Source organism: Isoptericola sp. NPDC019482 (genome assembly GCF_040632295.1).
Taxonomy (GTDB): Bacteria; Actinomycetota; Actinomycetes; order Actinomycetales; family Cellulomonadaceae; genus Isoptericola.
Window position 1 is genome coordinate 42,710 of the sequence record NZ_JBEYBQ010000032.1, and the last position, 10,528, is coordinate 53,237.

General features: G+C 73.6%; 8 protein-coding genes. 5 read left to right on the plus strand and 3 right to left on the minus strand.

What is annotated here, in order from left to right; all coding sequences use genetic code 11:
* Nucleotides 1-173 precede the first annotated feature (173 nt).
* From ABZ493_RS17460 to ABZ493_RS17480, 5 genes are read left to right on the plus strand one after another with little or no spacing between them, the layout of a single operon-like run.
* Entirely contained in the window at nucleotides 174-2,159 is a 1,986-nt protein-coding gene (locus ABZ493_RS17460) for a glycosyltransferase (protein ID WP_430583419.1), read from the plus strand.
* A complete protein-coding gene (locus ABZ493_RS17465) occupies nucleotides 2,156-3,430 on the plus strand; it encodes an O-antigen ligase family protein (RefSeq protein ID WP_430583420.1) in 1,275 nt (424 codons plus the stop codon). Before ABZ493_RS17460 ends, ABZ493_RS17465 begins: the two co-directional genes overlap by 4 nt.
* Nucleotides 3,427-4,557 (plus strand): glycosyltransferase family 4 protein, encoded by a 1,131-nt coding sequence (locus tag ABZ493_RS17470; RefSeq protein ID WP_430583421.1) that lies wholly within the window; start codon nucleotides 3,427-3,429, stop codon nucleotides 4,555-4,557. The genes ABZ493_RS17465 and ABZ493_RS17470 overlap by 4 nt, the downstream gene beginning before the upstream one ends.
* Nucleotides 4,554-5,597: a glycosyltransferase family 4 protein gene (locus tag ABZ493_RS17475; RefSeq protein WP_430583422.1), complete on the plus strand. Its 1,044-nt coding sequence runs from the start codon at nucleotides 4,554-4,556 to the stop codon at nucleotides 5,595-5,597. Before ABZ493_RS17470 ends, ABZ493_RS17475 begins: the two co-directional genes overlap by 4 nt.
* The gene (locus tag ABZ493_RS17480) at nucleotides 5,594-6,784 is read left to right on the plus strand and encodes a glycosyltransferase (RefSeq protein ID WP_430583423.1); all 1,191 of its coding nucleotides are present in this window, start codon (nucleotides 5,594-5,596) and stop codon (nucleotides 6,782-6,784) included. The genes ABZ493_RS17475 and ABZ493_RS17480 overlap by 4 nt, the downstream gene beginning before the upstream one ends.
* 36 nt (nucleotides 6,785-6,820) lie before the next feature.
* Here the strand turns inward: ABZ493_RS17480 and ABZ493_RS17485 are convergent, their stop codons facing one another.
* The 3 genes from ABZ493_RS17485 to pth form a co-directional block, all read right to left on the minus strand.
* Nucleotides 6,821-8,455 (minus strand): CpsD/CapB family tyrosine-protein kinase, encoded by a 1,635-nt coding sequence (locus tag ABZ493_RS17485; RefSeq protein ID WP_430583424.1) that lies wholly within the window; start codon nucleotides 8,453-8,455, stop codon nucleotides 6,821-6,823.
* Entirely contained in the window at nucleotides 8,452-9,672 is a 1,221-nt protein-coding gene (locus ABZ493_RS17490; protein ID WP_430583425.1) for a glycosyltransferase, read from the minus strand. Before ABZ493_RS17490 ends, ABZ493_RS17485 begins: the two co-directional genes overlap by 4 nt.
* Nucleotides 9,673-9,788: 116 nt before the next feature.
* Nucleotides 9,789-10,391 carry an aminoacyl-tRNA hydrolase gene (gene pth, locus ABZ493_RS17495; protein WP_430583426.1) on the minus strand — a complete coding sequence of 201 codons (603 nt, stop codon included), beginning with the start codon at nucleotides 10,389-10,391 and terminating at the stop codon, nucleotides 9,789-9,791.
* Between the last annotated feature and the right edge of the window lie 137 nt (nucleotides 10,392-10,528).

Consider the following 10,528-nt stretch of genomic DNA (forward strand, 5'->3'; position numbering starts at 1 on the left):
GGCCGGTCCCGCGGGCAGGGAATCCCTCGGGCCGGTGGCTTCACGCCGCCTCGACGCTAACCAGCGGGCACCGCCCACCGTGAGTGTTGCCCGGGGTGAAAAGGCTCGTCACCCGGGTGATTGTGCGGCGGCGTCGTTCCGTGACAGGTCGGCGGCGGTCAGGATCGGGAGCCATGAAGGTCTTGCGGGTCTCGCACAGCGCGGTCGTCGACGCCTGGCGCGAGCGCGAGCGCGAGCTGCGGCGCCGGGGGATCGAGGTGCGCGTGCTGTCGGCGCGCAGCTGGGAGGCGGGCGGGCGACCCGTCCACCTGGCCCCCCGCCCGGGCGAGGATGTCGTGGGCATCCGGACCGCAGGGCGCCACCCGGCGCTGTTCCTCTACGACCCCTGTGCCCTGTGGCGCGAGCTGGGCCGGCCCCACGACGTGCTCGACGTGCACGAGGAGCCGTTCGCCCTCGCCACCGCGGAGATCCTCGCCCTGCGCGGCCTGCGCCGAGCCCTCGGCCGTGGCCAGGGCCGCTCCGCGCCCTACGTGTTGTACTCGGCCCAGAACATCCACAAGCGGTATCCCGTGCCGTTCCGCTGGTTCGAGCGCCTGGCTCTCCGGGGGGCCGCCGCCGTCGTCGCGTGCAACTCGGGCGCGGCGCGGATCGTCACCGACAAGGGCCTGCGGGGCCCCGCGCCGGTGGTTCCGCTCGGAGTCTCCCTCAGTGCGGAGCCCCCGGAGCGCCCGCCCTGGCGTGACGACGTCGTTCGTGTCGGCTACGCCGGCCGCCTCGAGCCCCACAAGGGCGTGCAGGTGCTGCTGGACGCGGTCGGCGGACGGCCCGACGACGCCGAGCCCGAGCTCCTTCTCGTCCTGGCCGGTGACGGCTCGCTGCGGGCCGAGGTCGCCGCCGCGGCCGCCGCGTCCGGCGGCCGGATCGACACGCGCGGCAGCCTCCCGCCGGAGGACCTGCCTGCCTTCTACGCGGGGATCGACGTGCTGGCCGTGCCGTCCCTGCAGACCCCGGGCTGGGTGGAGCAGTTCGGCCGCGTCGCCGTCGAGGCCATGTCCTGCGGCACCCCGGTGGTCGCGACGGCGACGGGAGCGCTGCCGGACGTCGTGGGCGATGCGGGTGTGCTGGTGCCGCCCGACGACGCCGTCGCCCTGCGGGATGCCGTCGTCGCCGTCGGGACGGACCCGAATCTTGCGGCGCGGCTCCGTGCCGCAGGGCTGGAGCGAGCCGCGGAATGCGGGTGGCCGGCCGTCGCGGCCCGGTACCACGACCTCTACGACGCCGTCCTCGAGACGCCCGGGGGTGCGCCGGCCGATGTCCGCCCCGGACGCGACGTCGAAGTGATCGTCGTCGCCTATGGCCGCGCCGACCTCCTCGGCCGGGCCCTCGCCCCGCTCGCGGGGCACCTGCCGGTGACCGTGGTCGACAACTCGTCCGACGACACCGTGCGGACGGTCACCCTCGCCCACGGTGCGCGCTACCTCGACCCTGGGCACAACGGCGGATTCGCGAGCGGCGTCACCTACGGCCTCGCGCACCGACGCAACCCCGAGGCACACGTCCTGCTGCTCAACCCGGACGCCGTCGTCGACCCGGCCGACGTCCACCTGCTGGCGAAGGCGCTCGACGCCGACCCCGGCCTCGCGGCCGTCGGGCCGGCCCAGACGGACGAGGACGGGCGACCGGCCCGCGTGTCATGGCCGTTCCCCAGTCCCCGACGCGCCTGGCTCGAGGCTGTGGGGCTGGGGAGAGTAGCGGCGACCCGTCCGGCCGACCAATACGTCATCGGGTCGGTGCTCCTCCTGCGCGTCGAGGCCCTCGCGCAGGTGGGCGGACTCGACACCGGCTACTTCCTGTACGCCGAGGAGGCGGACTGGGCACGACGCGCCAGCGACGTCGGATGGCGCCACGCCGTCGTGCCGGAAGCCCATGCGATGCATGTCGGTGGCGCCACGAGCACCGACCCCGCCGAGCGTGATCGGCTCTTCCATGCCTCGCTCGAGCGCTACCTGCGCAAGCATCACGGCCCGACGGGCTGGAGGTCTGCGCAGGTGGCGATGCTCGCCGGGGCGTTGGTCCGTGCGGTGCGCCGCGGCGCGGCCGGGGCGACGGCGCGACGACGGCTGCGGATCATGACCGGTGCCAGGGGTGGCCGATTGTGAGCGAACTCCTGAGCGACCCGATGCTCGTGGCGCTCGCCGGCGCAGCCGTGCTGCTCCTCGGCGGCCTCACACTGCGCGAACCGGCGGCGCTCCCCGTCCTCGCGATCCCCCTGCTGATCGTGGTCAGGCGAGTCGGCGGCGGCGGCGTCGACCTGTCCCTGAGCGACTTCGTCCTGTTCTGCGCGTTCTGGGTGGCGATCCTTGTCGGCCCGCGACCGTTCTCTCGCGAGATGCGCGCCCTCCTGTGGCTCTCGGCGGTCTATCAGGTGTCGACCCTGTTCACGGTCGTGGCGAACCCGTTCCCTGCCAACACGGTCGAGTGGTTCCATGCCTGGTTGTCCGTGGGCGGGGCGGTCGTCGTCGGCTGGGCGGTGGGCCGGTCCGGGTACGCCCGGCCGGCGCTCACCGCGTTCCTGGGCGCCTGCACCCTGCTCGCGCTCGTCACGTGCGGCACGGCAGCCGCCCAGCTGCTGCACGGCGACACCGGGCCCGTCTACATCTCCTTCCCGTACGACATGCACAAGAACTTCGTCGGCAACGTCCTCGCTTTCGGAGCCGTGGTGGCGTATGTGCGCCCGCCGTGGCTGCGCTGGCCGCGACTGTTCACCTATTCCGCCTTCTGGCTTTGCGCGGTCGGTGTGGTCGCCACCCAGGCGAGGCAGGCACTCATCGGTCTCGGTGTCGTCGTCGTCGCGGCATCGTTGCGACGCGCGTCCGGCGTGCGCCACAGCCGCTGGATCCTGGTGGCGGTGTTGCCCGCCGCCTATTACGTCGTCTCCCTCGTCGCCGAGCAGCTGACGTCGACAAATCAGCACAACTCGGCGCAGCAGCGGCTCGATTGGTACCAGCAGTCGTTGTCCGTGTGGAGCGAGCACGAGTGGTTCGGCGTCGGCCTGCGATGGTGGACGGCCGGCCGCACCGACTTCGCGTTCCAACCACCCAACGCTGAGCTCGAAGTGCTGACCTCGGCCGGGACGATCGGGCTGCTCGGGTTCCTCGTCATGATGCTGGGCTCGATGATCGTGCTCTGGCGGGTCGATCCGGCCTACGGGACCCTCGCCCTCGCGGTCGTGGCGATGCGGTTCGTCCAGGGCCAGTTCGACCTCTTCTGGGTGTCGGTCCAGGTGAGTGTCCCGTTCGCCGTCGCCGGCATCTGCCTCGGTGCGTTGGCCCAGACGCAGCACCGTGCGGCATCGCCGCCGGCACGCCTTGCCCACCGGTCTCGCACCGCCGTGGTCCGGCAGCGCGCGCTCGAGCAGGCAGCGCCATGAGGATCGTCCAGGTCGCGCCCGAGATCGCACCCGGCACCGGGGTCGGAGCCGTCGCCCACCATCTCGAGGCGGCGTTCACCCGCGCCGGCGTCGCGACCGAACGTCACACCCTGGCGGAAGCCCACGGCGCGTGGCTGCCCCCCGCTCGCGGACCGTTCGCCAAGCCGGTGCACGCGCTGCGGGTCGGGTGGTTCACCGTGGTCGGCGCGCTGACCCTCCGCAGGCGTCTCGCGGCCGACCCCGACCTCGTATCGCTCGTGCACAACGACGTGTACGCCGGGCACGTGTACGTCAACCACGGGATCCTCGCGATGGCGATGCGCGCCCGCGGGCGGCGGAGGTGGTGGCTCAACCCGCTCCACGCCGCCACCTACCTGCGGGACCGGACCCGCTACCGGGGACGCCTGCACCGGGCCGTCGTCTCCCTGACCACCCGTGAGGCGGACGGGCTCGTGGAGACCTACGGCCGACTGGGCGCGCCGTGCGTGGTGATCGGCAACGGGGTCGACACCGAGGCGTTCCGACCGACGACCGCGCACGGACGCGTGACGGCCCGCGCGCGCCTCGGCGTCCCCGACGACGTCGACTGCGCCCTGTTCGTGGGACACGAACCCGCACGCAAGGGCCTCGACCTGCTGCTCGAGGCCGCGGCGCAGCGGCCCGAGCTGCACGTGCTCGTCGTCGGCGGCACGGCGGAGGTCCTCGCCCTGGTGACCGATCGCTGGCAGGCCCGCCTCGGCGGACGGCTCCATCTCGCCGGACGGCAGCCGGACGCCCGCGAGGCGCTCCGGGCCGCGGACGTGCTCGTGCTGCCCAGCTCCTACGAGGCCGACGCTCTCGTGGTGCTCGAGGCCATGTCCGCCGGAGTGCCCGTCGTCGCCACCCGCGTGGGCGCAGCACCGGACCTCATCGACGACGGGATCAACGGTGCGCTCGTGGAACGCACGGCCGCCGACGTCGCGAAGGGCCTCGCGCAGGTGCTGGGAAAGGATGCCGCCGCGCGTGCCGCCGGATCCGCCGCGGCTCGCGCCACAGCGCTGGAGCGCACGTGGGACCGGGTCGCCTCGCGGTACCTAAAGCTGCTCACGGAGATCGACGCGGCCCACCAACCCACGGAGCACCGATGAAGGTCGTGCATGCCATCCGATCGGACGGGTTCGCCGGGGTCGAGCGGCACGTGGCCCGGCTGGCCCGCACCCAGGAGGCGTCCGGGCACACGGTGCACGTGATCGGCGGGGCCGTCGGCCCGATGGCAGGTGAGCTGGCCGGGTCCGGAGTCTCGGTCGAGCCCGCCGCGACCACCGTCGACGTCGTCCGCGCTCTCCGCGCACAGCCCCAGCACGACGTGCTGCACGTGCACATGACCGCCGCGGAGGTGGCCGCCACGCTTGCGGGGGTCGCAGCCTGGAGACACCGCGCACCCGTGGTTACCACGCGACACTTCGCCCGGCCCCGCGGAACCGGGCCGGCCGGGGGCGCGGTGGCTGCCGTCGCCCGGGCACGCGTGCGCGCCCAGATGTCCATCAGCGCGTTCGTGGCGGACTCGGTCGACGGCTCCAGCACCGTGATTCATCCCGGTGTCGACTCCCAGCCCGACGCCGCGCCCGCCCGCGGGCGGGAGAAGGTCGTGCTGATGGCCCAACGACTGGCCCCGGAGAAGGCCGCCGAGGTTGGGGTGCGCGCCTTCGCGGCATCTGGTCTTCGCGACGACGGGTGGACGCTGCGCGTCGCCGGGGACGGCCCGCTGCGCTCCCACCTTCAGCAGGTCGCGGAGGAGATCGGTGTCGCCGACAAGGTCGAGTGGCTCGGCTTCCGCGGCGACGTCCCGGACCTCCTGCGGACCTCCGCACTGCTCCTGGCCCCCTGTCCCGTCGAGGGCCTGGGGCTCTCGGTGCTCGAGGCGATGGCCCACGGCCTGCCGGTGGTGGCCGCGGCCGCAGGCGGCCACGTGGAACTGCTCACGGGACTCTGCTCCCCCGCGCTCACCTCGGACGTGCTGTTCCCGGCGGGGTCCGCTGCGCGGGCCGGCGCAGCGTTGGCCGCGCTCGCCGCCGCCCCCGAGGCGCGGGACGCCTACGGCGCCGCCGCGCAGGCTCGGCAGCGCAAGGGCTTCACGCTCGAGGCACAGGTCGCGGCGACCGACGCCGTCTACCGGAGCGTCCGGTGACCGAGGGTCGACCGCCCCGCGCTCTCGTCGTGGTGTCGCTCGAACCGTGGGACGACGTCTGGCGACGCAACCAGCACCTGGTCTCGCGTCTCCTGCGCGATGACGCGGCCCTGCACGTCCTGTTCGTCGAGCCGCCGCGCGACGTCTCCCTCGCACTCCTCCGCCGCGAGCGACCGCGACCGGGTCGCGGGCTGCGGCGCGGCCCCGGGGAACGCCTGTGGTTGTACGAGCCCACGAAATGGCTGCCCCGACGCGTCGACCCAGGGTTCGACGTCCGGCGCGCGCGTCGGGTGCTTCGCACCGTCGTGCGCCGGTTCGACGACCGATGGCCGACGGTGTGGGTCAACGACCTGGGCGGTGTCCCGTTCCTGGACGCCGTCTCCGGAGGGGCTGCGCCCGGCAAGGTGCTGTACGACGTCACCGACGACTGGCTGGCCGCCGCCCGCCCTGCTGCTGAGCTGGACCGGTTGCGGAGGTGGGAGGACGACCTCCTCGCACGTGCCGACGTCGTGACCGTCTGCTCCCCCGCGCTCGCCGAGGGCAAGGGCGCACGGCGGCGGTCGGCACGGTCCCAGGGGACGGACCCCGTCGGCGTCGTCCTGGTCCGCAACGGCGTCGACGTCGAGGCGTACCGCCGGCCCGGTCCGCGGCCGTCCGACATGCCCTCAGGGCCGGTGGCCCTGTACGCGGGCACACTGCACCCCGACCGGCTCGACGTGGAGCTCTGCGTCGCGACGGCGGGAGCGATGCGCGCCGCTCCGGCAGGCGCGACCCTCGTCCTCGTCGGCCCGGCGCTCCTGGCGGCCGACGACGTGGCCCGGCTGCGCTCCGCAGGTGTCGTGCTGGCCGGGCCACGACCGTATGACCAGATTCCCGCCTACCTCACGCACGCCGACGTGCTGGTGGTCCCGCACCACGTCGACGCGTTCACCGACAGCCTGGACCCGATCAAGCTCTACGAGTACCTCGCCGCCGGTCGGCCGGTCGTCTCGACCCCGGTGTCGGGGTTCCGCGACGCACGCGCGACGCTCGGCTCATCCCACGTGACGGCAGTACCCCCGGACCGGTTCCCTCGCGCGGTCGCCACCGTGCTCGACGCCGCGCCCGTCCCCGCTGTCCTCCCGCCGGAAGGACTGCCCACCTGGGACGCGCAGGCGGTGCTCATGCGGGAGGCGCTCGGGTACTGATCTGCGGTCGACACCCGGCGACCAGGTCGTCAGGGCTCAGCGAGTGCCGCGGGTACCGGCAGGTGCCACCGACCGGCCAGCGCGACCCTCAGGAACAGCAGCGCCCACCGTCCCCCCGAGACGGCGGGACCCGACCGAGGTGCGACCCGAGCTCGGATCCGGCTCGTCCACCTTCCCTGATCGCTCCGCGACATCGTCGGAGCGACCCGCGCCGCTCTCGGCGACGTCGGCCCTCGAGTCGCCGTAGGTCGCCGCGTACTCCGTGCGGCGGTTGCCCGCTACCCCCGCCACCGCGATCCCCAGGAGCGGGACGTCGTTGGTGCGCAGGCGTTCGGCGGCCTCACCGAGGACGAGCCGGTCGGTGCGCCCCGCACTCACCACGAGCACTGTCCCGTCGGCGTACCCACCGAGGATCGTCGCGTCGGCCGCCGCGAGGATGGGTGGCGCGTCGACGACGACGATGTCCGCCTGCCGCGTCAGCGACTGGAAGAGATCCTGCGCGCCCTGCGTCGCCAGGTAGTCGGCCGGGTCGAGCTCGACGTCCGGCACCGGGCACACCTCGAGGTTCGGGACCCGGGTGGGACGCAGCTGGTGACTCGGCCCGTCCCAGTCGGCGGGCGGCGGGAGCAGGGTGTCGATCTGCGGGCGGCGCATGTCCCCGGACAGCACGATGGTGCGTCGCCCCGACAGCGCGAAGGAAGCGGCCAGGTTCGCGGTGACGAAGGCCCGCGGTGCCCGCGGGTCGGCCGCGGAGACCACGACGGCCACGTGGTCACGGTGCTCGAGCCCCACCTGCACGGCGGTGCGCAGCTCGCGCACCGACTCCGTGAACGGTGTCGCGACACGGCTTGCCACCGGCAGCCGACCATCTCGCCCGGACTCCTTGGTCGCGCGCGACATGCCCCCCATCTCGGCGAGCACGGGAGCATCGGCGATGCTCGCCGCCTGGGCAGCCGTGCGCACCCGCTGGTCGAGCGCGCTTCGGGCGAGCGCGAGGCCGACCCCGGCGACGAGCCCCAGCAGGATGGCGACGCCGATGACGTTGCTGCCGCTGAGGGTCACCGGTGACGCCGCCTGCGCGGGCGCCGTGAGCCGGCCAGGTTCGACGAGCAGCGCGAACGCCGTCTTGGTACTGGTGAGCTGGGTGAGGGTGTCCATCCCGGTCTGCTCGAGCGCCTTGGCCTCCGGGTCCTTCGCCTGCTGCTCCAGCGTGGCGCGGGCCTTCTCGATCTGGTCGCTCACACGGCTGATCTGCTCGTCGATCGCGGAGACCTGCGAGCCGACAACCTCCGGCAGGACGTCGACATACGCATCCGCGACGGCGTTGGCCGCGGCGACGGCAGCCTCGGGCGTCGCGGCCCTCGCCTCGATCGTCATGGTCCGAGAGCCGCTGTCGTAGGCGGCCGAGACCTGACCGGGCAGCACGGCGGCGCCTCCACCCGCCGACGCGCGCGCGAGCAGCTCGTCGGACGTCACGGACGACGGGTCGGCCTCGGGCGTCACCTCACCGGTGGCCGACGTGCCCAGGCCGAGCTGGACCGCGGCGGTGGCTTGGTACTCGACCTCCTGCTGGCCCGCGTAGAGCTGTGCACCGACGAGCGTCACCACCAGGGCGCCCAGCACGAACCAGCGCCCGAACCACACCGCATGCAGCAGCTCCCGGAATGTCATTGGATCCCCTGCCTCGTCTCGACGCCGACGAGATCGGCGGTGGTTCGTGTGGCGACGTGCTGCTCGGTCCCGGACCTGGTCTCGGGGCGACCACCACGGGCGATCGCGAGCTGATCCGCGACCACCTCGCGCAGTCGCGCGGCGAAGCGGTCGACGCCGAACCGCGCAGCGTGCGACGTGAGTTTCTCGGCGTCCCAGTCGCGGGACGCCGCGTCCTCGATGCCGCGGGCGACGTCGTCGACCTGCGGGCGGTCGAAGAAGACCCCGGTCACGCCGTCGACGACGGTGTCGAGGTAGCCGCCGTCGCGCAGCACGACGGCCGGCCGGCCGAAGGAAGCGGCCTCGAGCGGGGACAGCCCGTAGTCCTCGTACGAGGCTGCGACCAGCGCCGACGCGTGCCGGTAGACCCAGCGCAGCTGCGCGTCGTCCACCCGGCCGAGCAGGTGGACGCGGGCGCCCTCGGCGAGCGCAGTGAGACGCGCGCGATCCGGTCCGTCACCGACGACGACGAGCTCGCGACCCGTCGCCCGGGCGGCCCGGATCACGACGTCGACGTTCTTGTAGGGCAGCAGCCGCGCGACGCACAGCAGGAACCCTGGCCCGATCCCGCGGACCGCGCGCTCGGGTCCGTCGGGCAGCATCGCCGGGGGCGGAGGCAGCACCTCGGCGTCGATGCCGTAGACGTCGCGCACCGCCTGCCGGGTCACGGTCGAGTTCGCCAGGTACACGTCCGCGCCGGCCGCGGCCTCGGCGTCCCACCGCCGCAGGGCCGGGGAGAGCATCCCGAGGGCCGCGGCCGCCGCCGCGCGGCGGGCGCGATGCAGCGTGCTGCCGGTGTCGGGCCCGAGGTACCGCCCGGCCTGGTAGAGCCAGCGCGCGGGGGCGTGACAGTACACGACGGTGCGCCCGGCACCCCGATACCCGTGCGCCCAGCCGGTGGAGCTGGCGAGCAGCACGTCCGCCTCGACATTGGTGCGGTCGACGGCTCCGGCGAGGAACGGCAGCGCGAGCCGGTGATGGCGGCGCAGGACGGCCAGCCGGTCGAGGCCGGTGGTCCGCAGGTCCAGCTCTCCGAACTGCGGGTAGGTGCCCGCCGAGTCGTGGAGCGTGGTGTACATCGGTGCGCCGGGGAAGGCGTCGGCCATCATCAGCGCGACACGTTCGGCTCCACCGCGCTGGGTCGCGTAGTCGTGCGCGAGCGCCACAGTGGGGCCCATGGTTCCTCCTCGTGCGGACGGTCGGTGACCGCCCGTCGAGCGTATGGAACCGGGGCCCGGATCAGAGGGCATTCTGGGGCTTTCCACCCGGGTGAAACGACCCCGGGCAACCACCCTCAGACCTTGGTGTGGAACTTCCCCTGCGCGGCGAGGAGCCCGTCGACGAGCACCATCTCGACGGCGTCGGCGGCGTCGTCGACGAGGATGGGCAGGTCCTTGCGCTCGGTGGCGGAGAAGTCCTTGAGCACGTGGTCGGCGGTGTCCGTGCGGCCCGGGGGGCGGCCGACGCCGACGCGCACGCGCACGTAGTCCTTGGTGCCGAGGGCTTTGGTGATGTCACGCAGGCCGTTGTGGCCGCCCTCGCCGCCGCCGGACTTGAGCTTGATGGTGTCGAACGGGATGTCGACCTCGTCGTGCACGACGACGACCTGGGCCGGGTCGACGCCGTAGTACTTCACGAGCCCGGCGACGGGTCCGCCGGAGGTGTTCATGTACGTGCTGGGCTTGGCCAGCACCACGCGGGGGCCGGGGCGACCGCCGGGCAGGACGCCGAGGCGCGTCTCGGCGACGGCGGCCTGGGCGCGGGCGTGCCGCGAGAACCGCGCGCCGGTGCGCTCGGCGAGCAGGTCGAGCACCATCTGCCCGACGTTGTGCCGGTTGCCCGCGTACTTCGGCCCGGGGTTGCCCAGCCCGACGACGAGCCACGGGGTGTCCGTCATCTGCATCCCTCTCCCACACGTGCCCCGAAACCTGTTGTGAGCGGGCGTTTGGCCCACTTTAGGTGGGTCCCGCGCGAGCGGGCCGACCACCAGCCCACCCGGGCGCCGCCGCGGCTGAGCAGGCTCTTGCCATGTGC